The sequence below is a fragment of the Auritidibacter ignavus genome, assembly GCF_003703835.1.
Lineage (GTDB): Bacteria > Actinomycetota > Actinomycetes > Actinomycetales > Micrococcaceae > Auritidibacter > Auritidibacter ignavus.
Genome location: NZ_RDQR01000006.1, coordinates 88,162 through 110,492 on the forward strand (window position 1 = coordinate 88,162; position 22,331 = coordinate 110,492).

The 22,331-nt window shown below is 61.7% G+C and carries 19 protein-coding genes; 9 read left to right on the forward strand and 10 right to left on the reverse strand.

What is annotated here, in order from left to right; translation table 11 throughout:
• Positions 1–13 precede the first annotated feature (13 nt).
• The 3 genes from DYI20_RS04985 to DYI20_RS04995 all read left to right on the forward strand — a co-directional run bounded on the left by DYI20_RS04985 (position 14) and on the right by DYI20_RS04995 (position 2,222).
• Positions 14–733 (forward strand): DUF6318 family protein, encoded by a 720-nt coding sequence (locus DYI20_RS04985; RefSeq protein ID WP_147472519.1) that lies wholly within the window; start codon positions 14–16, stop codon positions 731–733.
• Positions 734–1,180: 447 nt separating this feature from the next.
• Positions 1,181–1,666 carry a hypothetical protein gene (locus DYI20_RS04990; protein WP_147472520.1) on the forward strand — a complete coding sequence of 162 codons (486 nt, stop codon included), beginning with the start codon at positions 1,181–1,183 and terminating at the stop codon, positions 1,664–1,666.
• 43 nt (positions 1,667–1,709) lie between these two features.
• Positions 1,710–2,222, forward strand: a complete 513-nt coding sequence (locus tag DYI20_RS04995) for an NUDIX hydrolase (RefSeq protein ID WP_244924656.1) — start codon at positions 1,710–1,712, stop codon at positions 2,220–2,222.
• Here the strand turns inward: DYI20_RS04995 and DYI20_RS05000 are convergent.
• Positions 2,197–3,420, reverse strand: coding sequence for an acyl-CoA dehydrogenase family protein (locus tag DYI20_RS05000; protein WP_110110907.1), 1,224 nt, complete (start codon positions 3,418–3,420; stop codon positions 2,197–2,199). The two genes, DYI20_RS04995 and DYI20_RS05000, sit on opposite strands and share 26 nt — an antisense overlap.
• 374 nt (positions 3,421–3,794) lie before the next feature.
• Here DYI20_RS05000 and DYI20_RS05005 point away from each other — a divergent pair, with 374 nt between their 5' ends.
• Both DYI20_RS05005 and DYI20_RS05010 read left to right on the forward strand, forming a co-directional pair.
• Positions 3,795–4,673, forward strand: coding sequence for a 3-hydroxyacyl-CoA dehydrogenase family protein (locus DYI20_RS05005; RefSeq protein WP_122548993.1), 879 nt, complete (start codon positions 3,795–3,797; stop codon positions 4,671–4,673).
• 35 nt (positions 4,674–4,708) lie between these two features.
• Positions 4,709–5,488 carry a crotonase/enoyl-CoA hydratase family protein gene (locus DYI20_RS05010; RefSeq protein WP_122548994.1) on the forward strand — a complete coding sequence of 260 codons (780 nt, stop codon included), beginning with the start codon at positions 4,709–4,711 and terminating at the stop codon, positions 5,486–5,488.
• Positions 5,489–5,609: 121 nt separating this feature from the next.
• On the opposite strand, the gene DYI20_RS05015 is transcribed toward DYI20_RS05010, so the two are convergent.
• The 8 genes from DYI20_RS05015 to DYI20_RS05050 all read right to left on the reverse strand — a co-directional run bounded on the left by DYI20_RS05015 (position 5,610) and on the right by DYI20_RS05050 (position 15,180).
• A complete protein-coding gene (locus tag DYI20_RS05015) occupies positions 5,610–6,686 on the reverse strand; it encodes a phosphotransferase family protein (protein WP_122548995.1) in 1,077 nt (358 codons plus the stop codon).
• A gap of 61 nt (positions 6,687–6,747) precedes the next feature.
• Positions 6,748–7,578 (reverse strand): SDR family oxidoreductase, encoded by an 831-nt coding sequence (locus tag DYI20_RS05020; protein ID WP_110100876.1) that lies wholly within the window; start codon positions 7,576–7,578, stop codon positions 6,748–6,750.
• Positions 7,579–7,832: 254 nt separating this feature from the next.
• A complete protein-coding gene (locus DYI20_RS05025; protein WP_122548996.1) occupies positions 7,833–10,523 on the reverse strand; it encodes an ABC transporter permease in 2,691 nt (896 codons plus the stop codon).
• A 3-nt stretch (positions 10,524–10,526) separates the two neighbouring features.
• Positions 10,527–11,282, reverse strand: coding sequence for an ABC transporter ATP-binding protein (locus DYI20_RS05030; RefSeq protein ID WP_110110903.1), 756 nt, complete (start codon positions 11,280–11,282; stop codon positions 10,527–10,529).
• Positions 11,283–11,406: 124 nt separating this feature from the next.
• Entirely contained in the window at positions 11,407–12,447 is a 1,041-nt protein-coding gene (adhP, locus tag DYI20_RS05035) for an alcohol dehydrogenase AdhP (RefSeq protein ID WP_110110902.1), read from the reverse strand.
• 212 nt (positions 12,448–12,659) lie between these two features.
• The gene (locus DYI20_RS05040) at positions 12,660–12,968 is read right to left on the reverse strand and encodes a hypothetical protein (protein ID WP_110110901.1); all 309 of its coding nucleotides are present in this window, start codon (positions 12,966–12,968) and stop codon (positions 12,660–12,662) included.
• Positions 12,969–13,002: 34 nt separating this feature from the next.
• A complete protein-coding gene (locus DYI20_RS05045; protein ID WP_166769928.1) occupies positions 13,003–13,698 on the reverse strand; it encodes a response regulator in 696 nt (231 codons plus the stop codon).
• A gap of 72 nt (positions 13,699–13,770) precedes the next feature.
• Entirely contained in the window at positions 13,771–15,180 is a 1,410-nt protein-coding gene (locus tag DYI20_RS05050; protein WP_122548997.1) for a sensor histidine kinase, read from the reverse strand.
• A 92-nt stretch (positions 15,181–15,272) separates the two neighbouring features.
• Between DYI20_RS05050 and DYI20_RS05055 the strand changes: the two genes are divergently transcribed.
• The 4 genes from DYI20_RS05055 to DYI20_RS05070 all read left to right on the forward strand — a co-directional run bounded on the left by DYI20_RS05055 (position 15,273) and on the right by DYI20_RS05070 (position 18,961).
• On the forward strand, positions 15,273–16,142 hold the full coding sequence (locus DYI20_RS05055; protein WP_110098849.1) for an aldo/keto reductase: 870 nt from the start codon (positions 15,273–15,275) through the stop codon (positions 16,140–16,142).
• Between the two features lie 129 nt (positions 16,143–16,271).
• The gene (locus tag DYI20_RS05060) at positions 16,272–17,207 is read left to right on the forward strand and encodes a metal ABC transporter substrate-binding protein (protein ID WP_110098848.1); all 936 of its coding nucleotides are present in this window, start codon (positions 16,272–16,274) and stop codon (positions 17,205–17,207) included.
• Positions 17,204–18,034, forward strand: a complete 831-nt coding sequence (locus tag DYI20_RS05065) for a metal ABC transporter ATP-binding protein (protein WP_110100869.1) — start codon at positions 17,204–17,206, stop codon at positions 18,032–18,034. Before DYI20_RS05060 ends, DYI20_RS05065 begins: the two co-directional genes overlap by 4 nt.
• A gap of 69 nt (positions 18,035–18,103) precedes the next feature.
• Positions 18,104–18,961, forward strand: coding sequence for a metal ABC transporter permease (locus tag DYI20_RS05070; RefSeq protein ID WP_208392267.1), 858 nt, complete (start codon positions 18,104–18,106; stop codon positions 18,959–18,961).
• Here the strand turns inward: DYI20_RS05070 and DYI20_RS05075 are convergent.
• Complete coding sequence (locus tag DYI20_RS05075; protein WP_122548998.1) at positions 18,891–22,262, reverse strand: beta-phosphoglucomutase family hydrolase; 3,372 nt, start codon at positions 22,260–22,262, stop codon at positions 18,891–18,893. The two genes, DYI20_RS05070 and DYI20_RS05075, sit on opposite strands and share 71 nt — an antisense overlap.
• Positions 22,263–22,331 lie beyond the last annotated feature (69 nt).

Here is a 22,331-nt window from a genome sequence, read left to right on the forward strand (position 1 = left end):
CACAATCGTTTCGATGAAACTGGAGATGCGAACCGTGCCTAAATCATCACTTACACCGTCCACTGAACGTCGGCGACACCGTTTTGCCTCCGTGTTTTCGTGCAGTGGCTTGGTTTTGTTGGGGCTCGTCCTAGCTGGCTGTTCTTCCGACGATACTAACCACAATGCCTCAGCTCTGGATGCCACCGTACCGGACGAGGAGCATCAGACTGCAACTAGTCAAGATCCCTCTCCTACGGAATATATTCCCGCATCCGAGGACGGGCCGGCCCAAAATGTTCCGGTCCCGGAAAAACCTGAGGCTCTCAGTGAGCTGACTGAGGAGGGTATGAAGGCCGCCGCCCTGTATTGGTGGGACGCCTACAACTACACGACTGAGACAGGCGATACCGGGCCGACAGAAGAAGTCTCTGCTGAATCGTGTGAATTCTGTCAAGACGAGATTGAAGTTCTTGAAGCGCATTATGCCGCGGGACGCTATGCGGAAGGTGTGAAGGCCACGCCCACTATCGAAGAAGTCGCATCGTTCGATCCAGATAGTCAGCAAGGGGAGGTCAACATTTCTGTAGAACAAGCGCCCGGGGAGGTCTTCGACTCTGATGGAACCGTTCTGGCGGAACAGTCTGTAGATGAGAGAAACCATTCTAGCTGGAAGATGGATATGGCATTTGACGAGACAGACAGTTCATGGCGACTTACGCAAATGTGGCTCTATACGGACCACGATGCGTGATTGGAGTATTTGATGAGGGGCCCTGCAGTCGCATTGATCGTCTTGATTATTACCTGGTTCACGGCCCATCCGAGTTTTGCGGAGCAAGAACCCTACTGGGACATGGGACTAAGCGAAAGAGATGGAACTATAGATTTGCGCGGTCATTTAAGTATTCCGGGCGAGTCAAGTACTCAGAATCAGTTCCCTCAACAAACTGAGTCTTCTGTCGCGAGTTCTTCCGGTTCTAGCGCTGGTGGGGGCTCGAGCAGTGGGCCGTCTTCGAACAGTGGGGGATCTTCTGCGCATTCGTCTGAATACGCCCTTCGCCTTATCTGTTTCACGCACAAGCGGCTCGAGATACGGATTCCAGAATTTACTACGCCGAAGTGGTGTGACTCGTTGCTAAATCCCAGCACGCCTGTCTCGCAGCCTGCTCCAGTTGGAGGAGCGGGAGGAAATCAGCAGGTGGTCGTTCCTGACGTGACGATGTCAGAGGTAGCAACGATGGAGGTCGAACCGGGTCAGATTTCTACTGATCGTGGTGGGTTCGGGTTGATCCGGGCGCATACCAATTTCTTTGTCGATTCCACCGAGACTCAAGTGTTTGAGGAACAGATGTTTGGTCGTTCGGTTCGCGTTGAAATGGAACCGTTCCGGTATGAATGGGATTACGGTGACGGGACCAGCCGGACGACTTCTGTGGGTGGTTACGCCACGGAGGTGTTTAATGACGAAACCCCGACCTCTCACGTTTACGATGACACCGGCCAGTTCCAGGTCAATCTCACGACTCACTATCGGGGAACCTACCAGGTGGAGGGGATGGCCAGTCGCCCTATCCCCGGGACTTTGGCCCTGGACGCTGATCCGGTCACTGCCGACATCTGGCGTGCCGAGACCCGCAACGTGTCCGGCCCGTGCGATGAAGCTCAAACGAACTGGGGTTGTTGAGCCTGTTCAGGAAGCCTATTGGGCGCGGTTCTATACTGGGCGGGTGGACACGACTCAAGAACAACCCGTCATCACTGTCAGTGCTGTGGTCTTGCGCGATGATCAGGATCGCGTTTGCCATGTGCGCAAAGTGGGGACTCAGGCGTTTATGTACCCGGGCGGTAAGCCCGAACACGGAGAAAGCGCTACCGAGACGGCCGTGCGGGAAGCCCGCGAAGAGTTGGGTCTTCAATTACGGGTCGAGGACCTGCACGATTGGGGTACATTCACCAGTGTTGCAGCCAACGAACCGAATACGGTGTTACGTTCGCGAGTCTTTACCGTCGACTACCAGATCTGGCAGGGCCAGGACCTGCAACCTCACGCGGAAATCGAAGAGCTACGCTGGATCCCTATCGACGGTGACGATCTAGGGCTTCCTCAAGGAACCTTTCTCGCTGACCTCGCCACAGAGATTCGAACCCGAATGCAACAGTCCGCTATCGGCTACCTCACTGAGACTTCTCGAGCCCAGTTGGGGAGGGCCGAGCCTATTTATAGGCCGGAATTCCGGTGAGCTGGTGTCCAATAATCAGCGTGTGTACTTCGTCGGTTCCCTCGTAGGTGCGAACCGATTCGAGATTATTGGCATGACGAAGCGGTGAGTAGTCGCCGGTAATGCCGTTGCCACCCAGAATGGTGCGACACTCACGGGCGATGTTGATCGCGCTACGGCAATTATCCATCTTCGCCACCGAGATCTGATGGTTCTCTAGGGTGCCGGCGTCTTTGGCTCGACCCAGTTGCAGGGCCAGCAACTGCCCTTTGACCAGATCGACGGTGAGATCGGCCAGTTTCTTCTGGGTGAGCTGGAACGAGGTCAGCGGGCGGCCAAACTGCAATCGTTCGGAGGCATAGTTTAATGCCACCTCCAGGGAGTCGCGAGCGGCCCCCATCGCGCCCCATGCAATGCCGTAGCGGGCTTCATTCAGGCAACTAAAGGGACCGCGCAAGCCGGGATTCTTGGGCAATATCGCATCGGCGGGCAGGGTGGCATTGTTCAGGTGGATCTCGCACTGCAACGAGGCGCGCATCGACAACTTTTGCTCGATCGGGATGGCCGTGAAGCCTTCGGTGTCGGTGGGCACGATAAACCCGCGCACGACCTGGGCATCATCGGGCTTGTCGTAGTCCTCAGGAACCGCGCCGACCGTGCGTGCATCGGCCACCGAGGTTTTGGCCCAGACGATGCCCACCTGGGCGATGGAGGCCAAACCGATCCAGCGCTTGGCGCCGTTAAGCACCCACTGTCCGTCAACGAGTGTGGCCTGGGTGGTCATACTGGCTGGATCGGATCCGGCGGTGGGTTCGGTGAGACCGAAGAAACCTAGCGCTGCACCGCTTGCCATCTTGGGCAACCAATATTCTTTTTGTTCTTCGGAACCATTCTTAGAGATCGCCGACATCGCCAGGGATCCCTGAACCGAGACCACGGTGCGCAACCCCGAGTCGCCAGCTTCCATCTCCTGCATCGCCAGACCGTACTCCACCGCGGAACGTCCCGCGCAACCGTAGCCCTTCAAATGCATGCCGAATAGGCCCAGCTCCGCCATTTCGGGGATCAGTTCGATCGGCAAATGGGCTTGATCAAACCACGTGGCGATCTGCGGACGCACCCGGCGATCCACAAACTCCGCGACTCGGTCACGGACCTCGAGTTCTTCAGTGCTTAGTAACGACTCGATGTTCATCAGGTCAGTGGGATGCTTGGGCATGAGCGCTCTTCCTCTTTTCACAACGGCCTCAGCTGGCAAGACAATGTATTCCACATCATAGTGACCCACACCGCACGGTGGGGGTTATGGCGAGGGGTTAATGCTTCTATACGCAGATGCGGGCCGATTATTGCGTGCCGGGAATTGCTCAACTGAGACTATGGGATGGCGCTGTTGGACAGCCGGGGTGATCAGCAGCGTAAGAGCCCAACGCATCTTCCACTGTGATCGTCGCCACCGGTAGGCTAAGCGGGAGGTGTATCATCACCCATCGGCTCTCGCCGGCTAACACCAGTTGGCACTGGTCAGCACCGATCAGAACTGATCAGAGTCGAGGAGAAACGACCGAAGCAGAACGAGGAGATAGTGCTCTGATGGTTGACGACCTGCTACAAAACATCCGTCGCATTGCCGTGATCGGGTCCGGGACCATGGGATCGCAGATCTCAATGGCGTGCGCCCTGGCCGGATTCGAGACCACTGTGGTGGATATTGTGGATGAGGCCCTGGAGAAAGCTGAAGCGTCTTTGCGCTCGCGGATGGAACGCGACGTGTCCAAGGGCCGTCGCCAGCAGGCTGATGTTGATGCGGCGTTTGACCGGTTGAGCTTCTCGACGGATTCCGATCAGGTGGTCTCGGGCGCCGATGTGGTAATTGAAGCTGCCACCGAGAACCTGGAGATCAAGCGCAAACTGTTCGCCGGTTTTGATCAAGCGGCGCCGGAGCACACGATTCTGGCGACCAACTCCTCCACGATCGTCTCGTCTCAAGTTGCTGATGCCACCAACCGGGGCGATAAGGTGTGCAATTTCCACTTCTTCAACCCGGCGCTGGTGATGAAGGCCGTGGAAATTGTGCCCAACGACCAGACTTCCACCTATACCATCGATGTGATGTGCGCTGTGGCGCAGCGATTGGGCAAGCACGTGGTGCAACTGCACCGTGAGATCCCCGGTTTCGTGGCCAACCGGCTCATGAATGCCCTGCGCGATGAGGCGCTGAATCTTTACCAGGCCGGTATTGCCAGCTATGAAGACATCGATGTGGCCGCCCGGGATGCTCTGGGCCACCCGATGGGGCCATTCGAGCTGATGGATCTGGTGGGTATCGATGTTTCCTACTTCATCGATATGGCCGAATACGACCAAACCGGGCAGGACGCAGCGCTACCGCACCCGGTGCTGAAAGAAAAATACGAAACCGGTGACTACGGCCGGAAAACCGGTCGTGGTTGGTACAACTACGAGAACTAACAGCCCCGGCACGGGCATCCAGAAGGAGTTTAGCCATGATGGAATCACCGACCGATCAGCTGATCACTGAGCGCCGCGACCAGGTGCTGATCATTACCCTGAATCGGCCCAAGGCCAAAAATGCCGCGACCAAAGAGATGTCGGAAGCCATGGTGGCGATCCTGGACGATTTTGATCGGGACGACTCTTTGGCGGTAGCGATCCTGACTGGCGCCGAACAGACCTTTTGTGCCGGAATGGATCTGAAGGCCTTCGCGGAAAAGGGCGAGCGCCCGTTTGTGGAAGGTAAAGGGTTTTTGGGGATCGCCGAGAACTTCGTGTCCAAACCGGTGATTGCCGCGGTGGAAGGATACGCGCTGGCTGGTGGCTTTGAAACCATGCTGGCCTGTGACCTGGTGGTGGCCTCCGAAACCTCGACGTTCGGACTCCCCGAGGTCAAGCGCGGGTTAATTGCCGCCGGGGGTGGTGTGGTGCGACTGCCGCGGCGCACACACCGGGCCGTGGCGTTGCACATGGTGCTGACCGGTGATCTTTTCCCCGCTGAGTTTGTGTACCGGCACGGACTAGTCAACGAGCTGGTGCCGGAAGGCACGGCGTTGGACGCCGCCCTAGAGATGGCCCAGAAGATCGCGGCCAATGGCCCGCTGGCAGTGCGGGTGTCCAAACAGGTGGTGGTGGAATCTGCCTCCTGGACGGAGGATGAGATGATGGAGCGTCAGCGAGTGCTCACTGAACCGGTCGGGGAGTCCGAGGACGCACTGGAGGGATCCCGTGCTTTTGCGGAGAAACGTGCTCCGCAGTGGAAAGGACGGTAACGCCCAAAACGAGCCGGTACACCTGGCAGCAGGTGCACCGGCTCGCTGGTTTTGATCAGTGAGTGGTGGCTGTTGTGGCTGACTGAGCTGTGGTCTGATTTGATCTGAGCGAGTGCGGGGATTAGAGGTGCTCCAGACCGTAGGCCAGCACGGCAGGGCCGAGCTCACCGACCTTGTCGAATCCTTCACCCACGGTCTTGCCCTGCAGGTAGCGGTAGTGGATGCCCTCCATGATCACCGCTAACTTGAAGGCACCCAGGCCCAGGTAGAAATCAATCTGGTCCAGGTCCCGCTGGGAACGCTCCGCGTAGCGTTGCAGAAGCTCGTCCTGGCTGATGAAGCCCGGGGCCAGGGCAACATCGGACACCGATTCGGCGCCTTGGCCACCCCGGGTGGCCAAGGCGTTGTACACCACGGTCAGAGCCAGATCTGCTAGCGGGTCGCCCAGGGTCGCCATCTCCCAGTCGAGCACCGCCAGGACTTCGTCCTGGTGGTCGGTGCCGGTGGCGCCAATCAGCGTGTTGTCGAGCCGGAAGTCGCCGTGGACAATGCTGACCTCGGAGTGCTCCGGGATCTGGGACTCTAGCCGGCGGTGTAGCTGCTCAAACTCGGGGATATCCCGCGACAGGGAGGCATCCAGTTGCTTCTTCCACCGGGACACCTGGCGTTGCAGGTAGTTGGCAGGTTTACCGAAGTCCTGCAGCCCCACCTCGGCCGGATCGATGGCATGCAGATCGACCAGCGTGTCCAGGATCCGCTCCGAAATTTTGCGGGTCCGCTCTGCTCCGATCGGTTCCAGCTGGCGGGCATACCGGTAGGTGGTGCCGTCGATGAAATCCATCAGGTAGAACGGGGCGCCCAGCACCTCGGTGTCCTCACACAGCGTGACCGCATTGGGGACCGGGAAACTGGTCGGGGTCAGTGCGGAGATCACTCGATACTCACGCGACATATCGTGAGCGGTAGCCAGCACGTGACCAATGGGAGGTCGGCGTAGCGCCCAGGTGCTGCGCCCATCAGTGACCCGGTAGGTGATATTGGATTTACCACCGGTAATCAGATCGGCAGACAGTTGCCCTTCGGGGTCAACGAGTCCCGGGTGGTGATCATCTAGGTAGGTACGAACCGCGGCTAAGCTCAGCCCGGGCAGGTCCTCACCCGGCGCCGCGTGACCCGTGGAGTTGTCAGGCTCGCTCATGATCTATCGTCTCCTCTTGCTGTTCTTCCCTGTTCCGCACCGTGCGCTGTGGCAGGGTTGCTTAGGCAGAACCGCCGGCCACGGTGATACCGCCATCGACCACCAAGATTTCACCGGTGATCCACGAGGCGGCATCGGAGGCCAGGAAGGCCACCGCAGTGGCAATGTCTTCGGGGGTGCCCAGCCGCTTAGCCGGGTACTCAGCTGCCACGGTCTCTTCCCGGCCCTCGTACAGGGCCTTGGCGAAATTGGTCTTGACCACTGCGGGTGCGACGGCGTTGACCCGGATGTTCGGGCCGAGCTCGACAGCCAAGGTGCGGGTCAGGTGGGAAACGGCTGATTTGGACACGCCGTACAGGCCAATACCGGCCGAGGGGATAATCGAGGAGACAGAGGTCAGGTTCACGATCGAACCGTGGTCTTTGAAGCCCAGCTCGTCATCGGCGACGACTTCCTGAACCCAGGCCAAGGTGGAGATCACGTTGACCTCCAAAATCTTCTGGACGGCTTCCAGCTCGATCTCGGCTAGCGGACCGTAGACTGGGTTGATCCCGGCGTTGTTGACCAGCACATCCAGGCGGCCGAAATTGTCCTTGACCTGAGCGAGGACTTCGGGACGGTGCTCGGGATCGTGCGACTTCCCGGCGATCCCGATCGCGCGACCGGAGGAACCGGCCTTGCCGGCCAGTTCGTTGAGGTGCTCGGCGGCTTCCTGCAGGGGGCCTTCCTTCCGGGCAGTGATCACAACATTCGCCCCGCGAGCGATCAGTTCTTCAGCAATGCCCAGGCCGATCCCGCGAGAAGCGCCGGTGACCACGGCGGTCTTGCCGGCGAAGTCTTGTGGTTTGGCCTCAGCGTGCTGTTGCGATGATGCGGTGGTTTCGGTAGTCACGGTCCGGGACCCTCCAGTCGATAGTGGTATGCAGTGGGCGGTGGGAGAATGCTTCTCCCCTTATCACCCCTTTAGAGTAACCCGGGTCACAGAGGATTGGAAAGTAGCTCACCTAAAACGACACTGTTGGCCGATAAGTTACATGCGCCGGTTAAACCGGTGGCTGGGCCCGGGCAGGTGATGCCATCTCGTCACCCGATGTGTCGATGAGAGCTGGGCACCACCAGCCACGGACCCAGTGCTGGAGCTTGCGGCTACTCCATGGCCAGCCCCTGGACCGGCGGGGTCTTCACCGCCCGGCGGGCCGGGGCGATGGAGGCCAGCAGGCCGGCCAGGGCGGCCACTGCCAGGATGATCAGCATCTCCACCCACGGGACGGTGAGTCCCACCACCTCGGAAGAGGACTGGCTCAGCGTGTCATCGGCTAGTAGCGGCTGGAAGAGCGCTTGGGCGCCGGCCCAGCCGTAGAACACTCCGAGCACACAGCCCAGCACGGCGCCTACCGCTGCGATCAACATCGCCTCCCAGGCCAGCATCGAGCGGAGCCCCCCACGGGTCAGCCCCAACGCGCGCATCAGCGAGTTCTCTCGGGTGCGTTCCATGGTGGACAGCGAGAGCGTATTGGCGACGCCGACCAGCGCGATGATCACCGAGATGGCCAGCAAGGCGACCACGATCAGCAAGAGCATGTCGATCACCATCTGGTAGAGGGCCTTCTCGGCCGCGGGCGCAGTGACGTTGGCGGTCTCGTCCAGCTGGGTATTGATCGAGGTGAACAGTTCGGTGAGTTCGTTCATGCTCAGACCGTCGTCGACACTGAACCAGACCTGACCGCCAGGCGAGACCGGCGCGTCAGGGTCCGGGGAGTCTGGCAGGCTCTCGGCCGGCATGGGGCCACCCAACGCCTCGGCGGTGGCGGGCGAGACCAGCGGGTTCTGCAATGACGTCTCGGTTCGCTGCACCGTCAGCGTCAGCGTGGTGCCGTCGGCGCCGGTGACCTCCAGGGTCTGCGGGGTCGGATCGTGCCCCATGTCTTGCCCCTGTTGCTCGATCCATGACGGCAACAACACCGTGTGCTTTTCCTCGAGCATCTCGACGTCTTGATCCGGAATGCCGACCGCGGTCAGCGCGTCGGGCTGGGCGGACTGGACCTGTTGTAGCGTTCCACTGGAGTCCTCGTAGGTGCCGACAGTCTCGATCACGGCAGTGTTCTGCACGTGCTCGAATTGCTCGATATCCTCGGCGGTCGTGGCGGGATCGGCCAGCTCCGTGATGACGGCATCGACCGGGAAATTCGAGGTCAGTAGCTTGTCGGCTTGCGCCTGAGCGATGCGTCCACCGGTGAGCATCAGCGTGACCAGCGTGGTGCCCACCAGCAGTGCGGTGGCGGTCGAGGCGGTGCGGGACCGGTTGCGCACCGCATTCAGCTGGGCCATTCGGCCCGGAACCCCGCCCAGACCACGCAGGAGCGCGCCCACACCGTAGACCGCGCCGGGAACGAACAGCACCGCCAGCAACAATATGCCGATGAAGGAGATGACCCCACCCAGGATCGCCAGCAGTAACTGGCCGACCAGGGCGGTGCCGACCATCAGCGCCGAGCCGCCCACGAACAGTACCGCACCAATGATCAACCGGATGATGCCGGTCTTCTGCTGCACCCCGGTCGGCTCCATCGGACGCAGCGCGGCCAGCGGGGAGACCCGGGTGGCGCGCAGGGCCGGGGAGAAGGCGGCGACCACGGTGATCACCACACCGGCCACCAGCACCCAGAGCAGGTTCAGCTCTGCTCCGAAGGTCAGTTGCGGCATGTTGAGTAGCTGAGATCCCAACAAGACCAGCAAGGCCATCAAGCCTACCGCGAGCCCGAGGCCGATCACCGAGCCGATCAGGCCGATCGCGAAGGATTCCAGCAATACCGAGGAGCGGACTTGGCCGCGGGTGGCGCCCAAGACCCGTTGCAGGGCCAGTTGTTGGGAGCGCTGGGCGACCAGCACCTGGAAGGTATTGGCGATCACCAGCATCGTGACAAATAGGGCGACCACCGCAAAGGCCAAGAGCACGCCGACTAATTCGGCGGCCCCGGGGGTTTCCTCGAGTTCAGCAGCGATGGTGTGCTCTGGGGTGTCGACCTGGATCGCGGTGGTGATGCGGTCGTCAGCGGTTTGACGCTCGGCCCACGACGTCAGCTCGGCCAGGGCCTGGTCCGTGGAGGCACCGTCGGCGAGTCGGATCAGCGTGTAGTCGGTGAAGACGGTGTTGGCCTGCTCGGCGGATTCGTCAGTAGCTGGTTGACCGGATCCGTCGCCGGTCTCGGGGTCCTGGCTGGGTACGGCGTTGAAGGCTTCGACCAGGTCCGTGGAGCCGATCGCCTGGTAGCCGTAGACCATCATCGGGTTGGTGGTGCTCGGCAAGGTACCGGTCAGGGTGGCGGTGACCGGGCCGTTGGGGCCCTCGAGCTCGAAGGTGTCGCCAATATCGAGACCGAGCTTTTCGGCCGCCTCAGCGTTCAGGGCAATCTCGTCGTTGCCGTCGTGGGCCGGCAGCTCGCCCCGAGTCGGTTCGGTAGCCACTAACGAGTGATCCCGCGGGGCCGGTTGTAACAGCAAGGGCGCCGCGTTGGGCTCAGTGTCGGTTCCGAGGGGAACATAGGTGGTGCTCGGCGAGTAGGCCTCGGCGACGGTATCGAGCTCTTCCAGCTCTCGCTGGGTGTCTGGATCGGCCAGCAATAAGGCCGCATCGGAATACGGGTCCGGGGACAACACCACATCGGAGGTCGAATAGGTCTCTCCGAGGGTGGCTTTCAGGGTCGCGGTTGAGGTGGATCCGACCAGGAGCGCTCCGGCGAGAAACATGGTGCCGATCACGATCGCGATCAGCACCGATACGTACCGGCGAGGGCTGTGGCGGATCTGGGAGAGGGCAATTTTCAGGGTCGGTGCCATCGTTTAGACCTCCCCCATCTCGGACATGGCCTGCAGCACTGATTCGGTGGTGGGCCGGTGGATCTCACCGGTGACCGCCCCGTCGGTGAGCAGAATAACCCGGTCGGCGTAGCTGGCCGCGGTGGGGTCGTGGGTGACCATGATGATGGTCTGGCCTAACTGTCGGGCCGAGTTCTGCAGGAAGGTCAACACCTCGGTTCCGGTGGCGGTATCCAATGCGCCGGTGGGCTCATCGGCGAAGATCACATCCGGGCGGGTCAGTAGCGCGCGGGCGACGGCGACGCGTTGTTGCTGGCCACCGGAGAGCTGGTGGGGTTTATGATTCAGCCGCTCGGTCAGGCCCAGTACCTCGACGATCTGGCGGAACCAGGCGCGATCTGGTGTGGTGCCGGCCAGATCGAGCGGGAGCAGAATATTTTGTTCGGCGCTCAGGGTCGGGACCAGGTTGAAGGCCTGGAAAATGAACCCGACCTTGGACCGGCGCAGGATAGTGAGTTGTTTATCGTTCAGACCGGTGATGATTTCGCCGCCTAAGGCAATTTGGCCGGAGTCGACGGTATCAAGTCCGGCCAGAGCGTGCATCAGGGTCGATTTTCCCGATCCGGAAGGCCCCATGATCGCGGTGAACTCTCCGGGGGCGAAGGAAACGGAAACGTTGTGGAGAGCGGTGACCTGCGTGTTCTCGGAGCCATAGACCTTGGAGAGGTTCTTGGCCGCCACGGCAGGATATTGATGAGTGGGTGCATGATGTTGTGTCATGCTTCTATCCTGCTCGGTCGGGCTGGCAGGCACATCGGCGCCTAGAACGATTCTGCCGACCCCGATCGCACCGGGCCTCCTCCTGCAGGAGGAGGCCAACACGAGCCGGGGTGGGGTGGTGGGGTCAGTACTCGATCACCACGCGACCGTCGATCTTACCGTGGCGCATCTCGTCAAAGATCTCATTGATCTCAGCTAACGGCCGGCGGTGGAAGGTGGGATGGATCTTGCCGGCGGCATAGAACTCCAGGGCCTCCACCATGTCCTGACGGGTGCCGACCACCGAGCCACGGATGGTCAACCCTTTCAGGACAATATCGAAGATCGGGGCCGGGAACTCACCCGGGGGAAGTCCGTGGAAGACGATCGTGCCCCCGCGACGGGCCATATTGATCGCTTGGCCGAACGCGTCGGGGTGCACCGCAGTGACCAGCACGCCGTGAGCGCCACCGATGGTCTGCTGAATCTCGATCGATGGGTCGGCCACGTTGGCGTTGACGGTCAATTCGGCGCCGTGTTGACGAGCCAGGGCGAGTTTGTCATCGGCAATATCCACCGCGGCCACGCGCATGCCCATGGCCACCGCGTACTGCACGGCAATATGGCCCAGCCCGCCGATCCCGGAGATCACGACCCATTGACCGGGTTGGACTTCGCTCCGTTTGAGCCCCTTATACACGGTGACTCCGGCGCACAGCACCGGGGCGACTTCATAGGGGTCAGCACCGGCGGGGATCATCGCCGCATAGCGCGTATCGACCAGCATGTATTCGCCGAATGAGCCATCGACGGTGTAGCCACCGTTGTCTTGCTCTTCACACAGGGTCTCCCAGCCGGTGCGGCAGTGCTCGCAGTGCCCGCACGCGCTATACAGCCAGGCGTTGCCGACCAGATCGCCGATCGAGACATTGGTGACCTGGTCTCCGAGAGCTTCGACCACGCCCACCCCTTCGTGACCGGGGATAAACGGTGGGGAGGGTTTGACTGGCCAGTCGCCTTCGGCGGCGTGTAAGTCGGTGTGGCAGACCCCGGAGGAGATCAGCTTGACCAGTGCTTGGTGGCCGGTGGGGGTGGGTACGCCGGCGTCTTTGACCGTCAGGTCATCGCCGAACTGCGTGACGACGGCGGCCTTCATGGTGGATGCAAGGGGTGTTGGGGGTGTCATGATTTCTCACAGCTCCTGTTCTGATTCGCGGTGACGTCGAACGAGCGACGTCTCGTGGCTGTGAGTCTAATCACACGAGAATGCTGAAACGTTGCCCCCAGGTTGCACGGCTAGATAGGCACTTCAGCACGGCACTGCAACACACGGTAGCAGGGCGCGTGCGGACGGTGCCGTCTCCGCTGGATCCTGTCGATCAGTCGGATCGTGTCGCGTTAGCGGGAGTTTTGGCGCGTGGCGATTGCTCGCCAGAGGCCATACCCGGCCGGAACAACGATCAGTAGCACCCCCAGAGTGAGGATCAACGGGGAGAGGTGACCGGTGACCAGCCATAACACGCCGGTGGTGATAAGCATGATGATCCCGATCAGAGCCATCAGCACTAAGCCCAGGGTTTTGGGAGAAATTCGGTGGGTTCTCGGGAGCTCTTCGGCGGCCACGTCCTCGGCGCGGGAGGGGTAAGACGGCGGGCTGGGGTGCTCAGCCGGTTGTTGAGCACGGCGAGCAGAACGGCGTGAGGACATACCGTTATTCTGCCACGGCTATCTGGTGGCTGTCTTAGTGCTGTGGCACGATACCGGCCCGGTAGGCCGCGACCACGGCCTGCACGCGGTCGCGGGCGTGCAGTTTTTGCAAGATCTTGGACACATGGGTTTTCACGGTGGTTTCAGACACGAACAGCACCTCGGCGATCTCCTGATTGGACAGCCCTTCGGCCATTTGGATCAGCACGTCGCGCTCGCGGTTGGTCAAGGTCGCTATCGCCTGATCGAGTTCCTCGTGACAGTGCGGGGTGGCCGGGGAGGGCGTGCGCAGTTCGGTGGCCAGATGGTCGAGCAACCGGCGGGTGGTGGAGGGTGCGATCACCGCGTCGCCGTGGTGCACCGAGCGGATGCCGGACAGGAGTTGGTCGGGCGGGGCATCTTTGAGCAAGAATCCAGAGGCCCCGGCGTCGATGGCCTCCAGTGCGTATTCGTCCAGATCGAAGGTGGTCAGCACCACCACGCGGATCGTCGGGTGTTCGGCTAACAGCCGGCGGGTGGCTTCGATCCCGTTGAGTCCGGGCATGCGGATGTCCATCAACAGCACATCGCAGCCGGCGATGGCCTCGGAGGTCAGGGCCTCAGTGCCGGTGGCGGCTTCGGCGGTGACAGTGAGATCGGGCTGGGAGTTGATCAGCATGCTCAGCCCGGAGCGGACCAGGTGTTGGTCGTCGATAACGCCGATGCTGATGGGTGCTGGGGGAGTGGTCATGCGGTGGCTTTCTGGCGTGGTGGGTGTGTGCGGTGGCGGTGAGGTTGGCGGGTTGCTCTCCCGGGGGCGAGGCTAGTTTTGCTCATAGGGTATCTCTGCGTGCACGCGGAACCCACTACCGTCGTGGCGAGGCCCGGCAGAGAGGATCCCCGAGTACAAATTGAGCCGTTCGCGCATCCCGATCAGCCCGTGGCCGGTGGTGGGGGTTTGGCAGGTCTCGCCCGTCTGGCAGGTCTCGCCCGTCTGGCTGGACTCGCCCGTTCCGCCGGTGTCATCGATGGTGACCGCGACCCCGGTCGGCCGCCAGCGCACCACGACCGAAGCGCGAGCATCCTCGCCGGCGTGTTTGCCGGTATTGGTCAGCGCCTCTTGCACGGTGCGGTAGATGACTAGTTCGGCACCGGCCGGCAGCGAGCGGGCCGGGGTGCCAGAACTGGTCAGCGTGACGTGTAGCCCGGTCAGCTGCACCGTGGCGATCAGATCGTCAAGGTCGGCCAGGCCGGGCTGGGGAGCGTAGTCGGTGGTCTCGGTATCGCGCAGGACTCCCAGTAGCCCGCGCATCTGATGCAGTGCATCTCGACCAGTATCGGCCACGGTGTCGAGCGTGTCGAGGGCCAGTTGGGGATTGGTGGTGCCGGCATACCGGCCGCCATCGGCTTGGGAGATGATCACCTGCAGGGAGTGGGCGATAATGTCGTGCATCTCACGGGCGATCCGGTTGCGTTCATCGGCGGCAGCCAGCGCCCGTTCCTGGGTGGCTTCGACCTCCAGCTGTCGGGCACGATCCTGTAGGCGAGAAACAGCAAGTTTGCGGGTGCGGGCCAGGTCACCGAAAGCCCAGGGAGCCAGCACCAGCAAGGCACAGATCACGGTCAGCATGATCCCGGCGACCACTCGGCTCTCGAAGGTCTCGGTCCCGGGGGCCGGGTAGAGGTAGTAGTCGCCGGTGGTGGAGGTAAAGTCGAGCTGGATGGCTCGTTCCTCCGCGGTCAGCGGGGTCTGTAGTGCGGGATGATCGGCGGTGAGCACGTAGTGTTCGGGGGAGTAGATCACCCGCAACCCGTAGGCGATCGCGGCGAGCACGCCAGTGATCAGGCCGGCCAACGAGGCCCAGCGTGGGGCGTTTTTGGCCAGATTATAGACCATCATTGGGATGATCACCATCGAGGGGATCAGCATCGGGCCCAGAGCCAGTTGAATCAGTCCCAGCACGACCACGACCCCGGCGGCGAAGACCGGAGCGCGTCGACGGATCACCCAGGTGGCCATGTGCAGGGTGGCCAAAATCAACGTGTAGACCCCGATGCCCTCCAGCGGGAGGGCGGGCGGCCAGTACCACAGCTGCCAGGAGGACGGGTCCGAAACCGGCAGGACGTTGCTGGGAAATACCAGCACCAGCCAGATGAGGCCGGCGTCGATGGCATCGTAGGCCATCGGGTGGTTCGTGGAGAACCGATCGAGGATGCGCAACGGGTTCATCATCTCTACCCTAAGGCGTTCCGGCGGGGTGGGGGTACTGTGGTGAGAACGTCGGGACACCGCGTGGCGGTTGACCGCCCCGGTAGGCTCAAGACATGGTTGACAATGATCCCACACCACCCGATCACGCACCACAGCACACGACCATTCCCTGGCACCGACTCAGCGATGGCGGATCGATCCCCGGGATCGGATTTGGCACGCTGGTGCAGTCTCGGCAGTATCAGGCTGCCACCGAACAGGCGATTGCACACGGCTATCGGCTGATCGATACCGCGCTACGCTACGACAATGAGCGCGATGTTGGAGCCGCTGTGCGCGCCAGCGGGGTGGCCCGGCAGAATCTGGTGATCACCACCAAAATCCCGGGGCGATGTCACGGTTATGACACCGCCCGGCAGTCGATCGAAACGTCCCTGGAACGGCTCGGGCTCGACCATATCGATATTGCCTTGATCCATTGGCCACTACCGCGACTGGACCGGTATGTGGAGACCTGGCACTCGATGATCGAAATGCGCTCCCAAGGGCTGATCACCACGATTGGTGTGTCGAATTTTCTGCCCGAGCACCTATTGCGGCTGCATGCCGAGTCGGGGGTGATGCCAGAGATCAACCAGATCGAGATGCACCCGTACTTTCCGCAGGCCGACCAGCGAGCCTTCCACGCTGAGCATCATATCGTCACTGAGTCCTGGTCGCCGTTGGGGCGGGGGACTGCGATCATGCAGGAGCCGGTGATCGCCCAGATCGCTGGGGCACACGAGGTTAAGCCGGCCCAGGTGATTTTGCGCTGGCATATCCAACACGATGCGATTCCGTTGCCGGCTTCGTCTTCACCGGAGCATCAGCGGGACAATCTGGCCCTGGACTTCACGCTGACCCCGGAAGAGATGGACCAGATCGATGGCCTGGCCCGGGGCCGGATATCGGGACAGGACCCACGCACCCACGAGGAGTTCTAGATGTTTCACGAGGTGGCGTTGTTGCAACTACGGCATACCGAACTATATGATGGGATGCGCCGCAACAACAGAGTGTGGTGTTGTGTTGAGATGACAGCACGACAGATCCCCACAGGTTAAGGGAGAAGCATGCAGAGATCACGGGTGGTCACCGCGCTGGCCGCGGGAGTCGTAGCGAGTACCGCGTTGACCGGCTGCAATCTGGACGCGCCGGGAGACCAAGCTGAGGGAGACCAGCCGGTGGTCCTGACCACGTTCACGGTGCTGGCCGATATGGCCGATAATGTGGCCGGCGAACACCTACAGGTCGAATCGATCACTAAGCCTGGTGCCGAGATTCATGGTTATGAGCCGACTCCCGGCGACGTCACGAAAGCCAGTGAGGCAGATCTGATTCTGCACAATGGACTGAATCTCGAGGTGTGGTTCGAGCAGTTCGTCGCCGATGCTGATGCCGACCACGTGGTGGTCACCGAGGGGATCGAGCCGTTGAATATTACCGAAGACGCCGGGGAAGGACTACCGAATCCGCACGCCTGGATGAGCCCGGAGCTGGCTCAGGTGTACGTGGACAATATGGCCGAGGCGTTTGGAGAACTGGATCCCGATCACGCCGAGGACTATCAGGCCAATGCGGAAGCGTATAAGGAAGAGTTACAGGATATTCAAGACGAGCTGATCGCCGAACTAGACCAGGTGCCCGAACAGCAGCGGGCTCTGGTGACCTGTGAGGGCGCGTTCTCCTATTTGGCCGCCGATGCCGGATTGACCGAGGACTACATTTGGCCGGTGAACGCCGAAGAAGAGGCGACCCCGCAGCAGATTGCTGACACCATCGAGTTTGTCTCCGACAACGATGTGCCGGCGGTGTTCTGCGAGTCCACGGTCAACGATCAGGCAATGCAACAAGTGGTGTCGGCCACCGACGCCGAGTTCGGCGGTACGCTGTATGTTGACTCACTGTCGGAACAGGACGGCCCAGTGCCGACCTACCTGGATCTGCTCCGCCATGATGCGCAGACCATCACTGCCGCGCTGACTGAGGAAGGCGAAGACGCTGCATGACCCCACCCGATGCCACACCGGAGACCTCCTCTGGTTCAGGTAACTCGCCCGGCTGGACAGCACAGCCTGCATTCGAGGTGCACAACGTGAGCGTGCACTATGGGGAGGTGACCGCGTTGAGCGGGGTGAACCTGGTCTTGGGGGCCCGGGGGGTGACCGGTCTGGTGGGTATGAATGGCTCGGGTAAGTCCACGCTGTTCAAAACGATCATGGGGCTGATCCGGCCGACCACGGGGCGGGTGCTGATCGGCGGCGATTCCCCGCAGGTTGCGCGTAAACACGGCACGGTGGCCTATGTCCCCCAGAGCGAAGCGGTGGATTGGGCGTTTCCGATCAGCGTGCGCGAGGTGGTGATGATGGGCCGATACGGGCACATGGGTTTGACCCGACGCCCCGGACCCGATGATCACGCCGCGGTGGATGCGGCCCTGGAACAGGTGCACCTGAGTGATCTGGCTGACCGGCAAATTGGGCAACTCTCCGGCGGGCAGAAGAAGCGCGCTTTCGTGGCCCGTGGCATCGCCCAGGGGGCCGAGATCATGTTGTTGGATGAACCCTTCGCCGGAGTGGATCAGCGCAGCGAAGCCACCATGGTGGCCCTGTTGCGACAGGTAGCAGCCGAAGGGCGCACCGTGCTGGTCTCCAGCCACGATCTGCACGCGCTACCGGAGTTGGCCGATGACGCGGTGCTGTTAATGCGTCGGGTGTTATTCCACGGCCCGGTGGCTGAAGCACTCACGCCCGAAAAACTAGCCCTAGCCTTTGGGCTCCAGGATTCGGGTTCCAGGACAGCAACTCACGGGGATGAACGCGAGGGGATCAACTAGAGGGATGGATCGGTGAACCTTTTCGAATACCTCTCGGAGCTGTTGCTCGGACCACTGCAGTACGAGTTCATGGTCAGGGCACTGATCACCACGGTGACCGCCGCGGTGGTGTGTGCGTTGTTGTCCTGCTGGCTGGTACTGATCGGCTGGTCGCTGATGGGGGACGCAGTCTCCCACGCGGTGCTACCGGGTGTGGTGATCGCCTACATTCTGGGCGCACCTTTCGCCGTAGGGGCCCTGGTCTTCGGGGTGCTGGCGGTGGTACTGATCGGGGTGGTCAACGGCACCTCGCGAGTCAAGGAAGACGCCGCGATCGGGATCGTGTTCACCACACTGTTTGCCCTGGGACTCGTGCTCATCTCGGTGACCCCGTCCCACACGGACCTGGGCCACATCATTTTCGGCAATATTCTCGGGGTCTCCCCGGCTGATCTGACGCAGATCATCATTCTGGCTGCGATCGCGCTGGCGGTGCTGTTGCTCAAACGGCGGGATCTGACGCTATACGCCTTCGATGCGGTACACGCGCATGCCATCGGACTCAACCCGCGGTTGTTGGGCGCCATCTTGCTGGGGCTATTAGCTCTGACCGCGGTGGTCGCCCTGCAGGTGGTCGGGGTGATCCTGGTGGTGGCGATGTTGATCATCCCCGGGGCGACGGCCTATCTGCTCACCAACCGGTTTTCCCGGATGCTGATCATCGCCCCGACGATATCAGCGCTCGCCTCGGTGGCGGGACTGTATGCCAGCTACTGGATCGATGTCTCCCCAGGTGGGCTGGTGGTGCTGTTACAGGGGCTGGTGTTTGCGGTGGTGTACTTCTTCGCCCCGCGCCAGGGGTTGATCACCCGCTGGGTCAGGCATCGACAAGTTCAACGCTCCACGTCTGACCCGGCGCAAGTTGCTGCTGCTGGTCCTGAACGATGACATCCAGCGGGTGCGAGGCCGCATCGAGGAGTGTTAGCTCGGCGCGTTCGTGGGTGAGCTCGACGACCAGCGGCTGGCGCTGGACCAGGAGCGAGAATTTCACACCGGGTAGCTCCTCGGGCAGCTGCGGATTCAGCCGGAGCATGTTGCCACGGGTCTCGACCCCGGCGTAGCCACGGATCACCATATCCACACTGCCGGCCATCAGGCCCAGGTGCACGCCCTCGCGGGTGGTACCGCCCTGCGTGTCGGAGAGATCAACTTCCATCCCCTCGGTGAACAGCTTCCAGGAGTTCGACCGATCGATCCGGGCCGCCACCCAGCCGTGCACCAGCCGGGAGAGTGAGGAGCCGTGCGAGGTGCGGTGCAGATAGTAGTCCACGGTGGCCTCGTGGTCCTCGGCGGTGTAGACGTAGCCCAGGCGGGAGAGCATGTCGTAGAGCTCTTCGGCCGAGAACAGGTAGGTCAGCATCAGTGTATCGGCCTGTTTGGAGAGCTTATACCGGTTGGTGGTATCACCTTCGGCCTGCAAAATCAGATCCAGCCGACCGATATTGCCATACTTGGCCCGGTAGCCCTCCCAATCAAATTCCAAGAGGTCCTGGTAACCCTCAAACTGGGCGATAATGTGTCGGCCGGAGACCTCCATGAAGGGCACGGTGAGTTTCGAGGCGACATCTTCCCAGGAGGCAACTTCTTCCACAAACAGATCCAGCCAGTTGCCGACCGGGTCGTTGCGCTTTTCCAGATAGCGCAACCACTCGATGGTGGATTGCAACACCCACGCCAGCAACATATTGGTGTAGGCGTTATTGCTCAGTCCGGATCCGGGGGTATCGGGGTAGCCGTCGTGGTACTCATCCGGTCCCATCACCCCGTGGATCGAGTACCGGTCGGTGGCGGGATCATAGCTGGTTAGCGAGACGAAGAACCGGCAGATCTCGACCAGCATTTCGGCCCCGTAGTCGGAGAGGAAGGACTCATCGTGGGTGGCCTCCAGGTAGCGCAATACCGAGTAGGCGATCGCTAGTGAGACGTGGCGTTGCCGGTGGGAATTATCCGGCATCCACATCTGCGAACGGGGGTTCCACAATTCGGTGGGGGTCTCTTCTCGGCCGTCGGAGCCGGATTGCCAGGGGTACATCGCCCCGTCGTAGCCTTCGGCGGCGGCCATGGCGCGGGCTTCACCCAGCCGGCGGTAGCGGTAGAGCAACAGCCCACGGGTGTATTCCGGCCGGCGCAGGATCAGCATCGGGTGGATGTAGAGCTCATCCCAGAACAGGTGCCCACGATAGCCCTCACCGTGTAGCCCACGGGCCGGCACCGAGGCATCGAGTTCTTCACGGTTACCGAACACGGTCTGCAGCACATGGAAGGTGTGGACGTTCAACGCCAGCTGGTGGCGCAACAGCGGCCGGTCGGAGGCCATGGTGTCCACCGGGGCGGTGCGGGTAATGTCGATGGGCCGACCGAAGTCGATCTCGACGGCAAATTTCGACCACAGCACGCCCCACATCTTCTCGTGGTAGCTGAGCAGATCGCGGAAACTCTTCACCCGGTTGATCCGTTTGCTGGAGTTGATCGCCGGGGTGGAGATCGCGTGATCACGCGAGGTGGTCATCGCTGCGATCTTTTCTAGGGAGAGTTTTTCGCCCGCGGTGACCTGCAGGTCGATCTCGTGGCCGATGGTCAGCTCATCGGCGCCGGTGATCAGATTGCGGGAGAGCTCCGGGGAGTACTCGGCGTTGTGCGCGCTGGATCCCGGTGAGCCCGGGGTGAGCCGGGTGCGGGTGGCGATGGCAACATGCACCTGAGATTGGGAGGTGACGGTTTCCAGTAGTACCGTCTCGGGGTCCAGGGTCTCGGCGGTGACCGGTTCCCAGTGACGGTTGGCCAGCTGTAGATCGTCGGTGACGTTCTGATTGGCCACCCGGCCGTTGATCCCGGAGCGGACCTGGACCCGACCGGACCAGTTCTCGGCGGTGATCTTGATCTGCATAGCGGCCAGGTTCTCCCCGGCCATGGACTGGAACTGGCGGGTGGTGACCTCGGTGATCCGGCCCGAGGCGGTGCGGTAACGGATGGTGCGACTCAGCAGCCCGCGACGCAGATCCAGATGTTGGTGGTAGTCTTCCAGGCTCAGCGACGGGTTCGTCGGGGAGAGCAGAGTGCCCTGGTCGTCGGTAATGGTCACATAGGTCCAGTCGGGCAGGTTGACCATGTGCTCGGTTTCGACCACGTGACCCTGCAGGTCGGTGGTGAGCCGGTTGAACACTCCGGCGGCGTAGGAGCCGGGGTAGTGTACCTCGGAGGCCAGGGTGCCCGGCACCGAGCCACGAGTGCCCCAATACCCATTCGCCAGGGTGCACAGGGCCTCACGGGTGCCCTCATTCTCGGGTTCGTAGCCGGTGAAGTTCAGCACCCAGCGGGAGTCCATATCGTGGGTGACGCGACGGTCGAGTTTCAGCGAGGTCAGATCGTCGGTGACGATGTGGGCGCCAGCTTCAGCCAGTCGGCCGGGATCCTGTAGCCGATCGACCCCGATCACCAGGCCGAATTCTCCGGCCGTAGCAGCGGTGACCCCGGAAACGGCGTCTTCGAGCACCACCATATCTTCGGGTTCCAGCCCCATCTCATCAGCGGCGCGCAAGAACATCGCCGGGGCGGGTTTGCCCTCGAGATCTTCAGCTAAGGCGGTGTTGCCGTCAACGATGACATCGAAGTAGTCGATCACGCCACCGGCGGTGAGCACATTGGGCGCGTTGCGCGAAGAGGAGACGATCGCGGTGGGAATGCGCTCGTGGCGAAGTTTGTCGAGCACCTCGGTGGCGTCGGCGAAGACCTCCACACCGTCTAAGGCCAGCACCTTGTCGAAAAAGGACTGCTTGAGCTCGGCCAGTCCTTGCACGGTGAGCTCGCCTTCGAAATCGGCAGCGGCTTCGGGCGTGATAGTTTCGGCGTCCTCACCGATGTGGGCGCGTTCGGGCACGGACAGATCGCGGGAGGCAAAAAAGTTACGCACGCCATCCTCGCGGGGCATGCCGTCGACGAACTGCAGGTAGTCGGAGTCAACATCGAATTCTCGCAACCGGTTGGGGTCGGCGATGACGACCTCGCGGTTCATCTCCAGCTGGCCGACCGCCGGCAGGGCCTGGTCAAACAGTTTCTTCCACGCTTCGGCATGAACCTGGACAGTTTTGGTAACCACCCCATCCATATCGAAGATCACGCCACGATAGTGACGCAGTCCGTGACGTCCAACAGAGGAGGTGACCTGATTCGAGGTGCTCAGTGGATGCATGATTCCATCGTAGGGTCAATCAACCCACCTGGCGGAAGAACTGCCGTGCGCCAGGTGGGTTGTGGTACG

Excerpts from the sequence above, each read along its gene's own strand:
- DYI20_RS05045 (WP_166769928.1), bottom strand. The coding sequence starts at position 13,698 with ATGACCACTCCCCCAGCACCCATCAGCATCGGCGTTATCGACGACCAA.
- DYI20_RS04985 (WP_147472519.1), top strand. The coding sequence starts at position 14 with ATGAAACTGGAGATGCGAACCGTGCCTAAATCATCACTTACACCGTCC.
- DYI20_RS05010 (WP_122548994.1), top strand. The coding sequence starts at position 4,709 with ATGATGGAATCACCGACCGATCAGCTGATCACTGAGCGCCGCGACCAG.
- DYI20_RS05040 (WP_110110901.1), bottom strand. The coding sequence starts at position 12,968 with ATGTCCTCACGCCGTTCTGCTCGCCGTGCTCAACAACCGGCTGAGCAC.
- DYI20_RS05025 (WP_122548996.1), bottom strand. The coding sequence starts at position 10,523 with ATGGCACCGACCCTGAAAATTGCCCTCTCCCAGATCCGCCACAGCCCT.
- DYI20_RS05055 (WP_110098849.1), top strand. The coding sequence starts at position 15,273 with ATGGTTGACAATGATCCCACACCACCCGATCACGCACCACAGCACACG.
- DYI20_RS05015 (WP_122548995.1), bottom strand. The coding sequence starts at position 6,686 with ATGAGCGAGCCTGACAACTCCACGGGTCACGCGGCGCCGGGTGAGGAC.
- DYI20_RS05005 (WP_122548993.1), top strand. The coding sequence starts at position 3,795 with ATGGTTGACGACCTGCTACAAAACATCCGTCGCATTGCCGTGATCGGG.
- DYI20_RS05070 (WP_208392267.1), top strand. The coding sequence starts at position 18,104 with ATGGTCAGGGCACTGATCACCACGGTGACCGCCGCGGTGGTGTGTGCG.
- DYI20_RS05030 (WP_110110903.1), bottom strand. The coding sequence starts at position 11,282 with ATGACACAACATCATGCACCCACTCATCAATATCCTGCCGTGGCGGCC.
- DYI20_RS05050 (WP_122548997.1), bottom strand. The coding sequence starts at position 15,180 with ATGATGAACCCGTTGCGCATCCTCGATCGGTTCTCCACGAACCACCCG.
- DYI20_RS05065 (WP_110100869.1), top strand. The coding sequence starts at position 17,204 with ATGACCCCACCCGATGCCACACCGGAGACCTCCTCTGGTTCAGGTAAC.
- DYI20_RS05075 (WP_122548998.1), bottom strand. The coding sequence starts at position 22,262 with ATGCATCCACTGAGCACCTCGAATCAGGTCACCTCCTCTGTTGGACGT.
- DYI20_RS05000 (WP_110110907.1), bottom strand. The coding sequence starts at position 3,420 with ATGCCCAAGCATCCCACTGACCTGATGAACATCGAGTCGTTACTAAGC.
- DYI20_RS05060 (WP_110098848.1), top strand. The coding sequence starts at position 16,272 with ATGCAGAGATCACGGGTGGTCACCGCGCTGGCCGCGGGAGTCGTAGCG.
- adhP (WP_110110902.1), bottom strand. The coding sequence starts at position 12,447 with ATGACACCCCCAACACCCCTTGCATCCACCATGAAGGCCGCCGTCGTC.